At 60.4% G+C, this 1062-nt stretch carries 2 protein-coding genes; both read right to left on the bottom strand.

Annotation, left to right across the window (positions count from 1 at the left end; translation table 11 throughout):
- On the bottom strand, nt 1-326 hold a 326-nt coding region (locus ACXRVY_RS31125; RefSeq protein WP_458239222.1), incomplete at its 3' end, for an urease accessory protein UreF.
- Complete coding sequence (gene ureE, locus ACXRVY_RS31120) at nt 323-823, bottom strand: urease accessory protein UreE (RefSeq protein ID WP_223462553.1); 501 nt, start codon at nt 821-823, stop codon at nt 323-325. The genes ureE and ACXRVY_RS31125, both read right to left, overlap by 4 nt.
- Nucleotides 824-1062 lie beyond the last annotated feature (239 nt).

Raw genomic sequence — 1062 nt, 5'->3', positions numbered from 1 at the left:
CCATTGAGCAATTGCTGCAACGAGTAGCCCATCTGCCGGCTCTCCTGATGCAACTCGCGGGTTTCGCGACTGGCGCGATGCTCTTCGCAGCTCTGCAGCAATTCGTCCCAGTTTTCCTCGCAGGCGGCCACGCAATGGGCGAGCAACAAAGGCGCTTCGAAGCGTGCCAGATTCAGCAGCAACTGATCGCTGATCCAGCGTCGTGCACTGTCGGGGTCGTGAACCCGGCCGTTATCCACCGCCATTTCCAGCCCTTGGGAGTAGCTGTAGCCGCCAATCGGCAATTGCGGACTGGCCAGGCGCAACAGCGCCCAGGCCGGGTTCATGGGCGGACGCCGAACTGGTGCAGTTTCGGCGCGTAGTTGAAGTCTTCATCGCCGTGGCGCGAATGATGATGGCCTCCGCCATAGGCGCCGTGTTCCGGCTGGAACGGCGCCTCGATGTTCTCGGCATTGGCGCCGAGTTGTTTGAGCATGGCCTTGAGCACGTAATCGTCGAGCAGGCGCAACCAGCCGTCGCCGACTTGCAGGGCGACATGGCGATTGCCCAGGTGATAGGCCGCGCGGGTCAGTTCAAAGGCATTGGCGCAGGTGACGTGGAGCAATTGTTCGGGGCGGGCGCAGACACGCACGATACGCCCGTCTTCGGCTTGCAGGCATTCGCCGTCATGCAACGGCGGCTGGCCGCGCTCCAAAAACAATCCGACGTCTTCGCCCTCGGCACTGAAACAGCGCAAACGGCTTTTGCTGCGGGCTTCGAACGTCAGGTGCAGTTCGGCGGCCCAAACGGGTTGAGGGTCGATTCTGCGATGAATCACCAGCATCGGAAGGCTTCCAGCAATGGACAATGCTCAGGCTAGAGCAAGGGGCTTGCCAATCGACATGATGCGTAGGAAATGGCTGAAGGAGACGTGGGACTGGTATCGATGGAGTGAGTTTTTTGGTTGAAGTTGGTGCGTTGATTTTGATCTGCGCACCAAGTTGAAGCGACGCGGGGCCGTGTGGGAGCGAGCTTGCTCGCGATGGCGGTGGAACTGTCACATAGATGGTGGATGTCATGCCC

This window comes from Pseudomonas sp. P5_A2_2 (assembly GCF_054177685.1).
Note: the sequence above shows the minus strand (reverse complement) of the source record. Positions and strands in the feature narration are given on the sequence as shown.

Coding starts and splice junctions, on each gene's coding strand:
- ureE (WP_223462553.1), bottom strand. CDS start 823: ATGCTGGTGATTCATCGCAGAATCGACCCTCAACCCGTTTGGGCCGCC.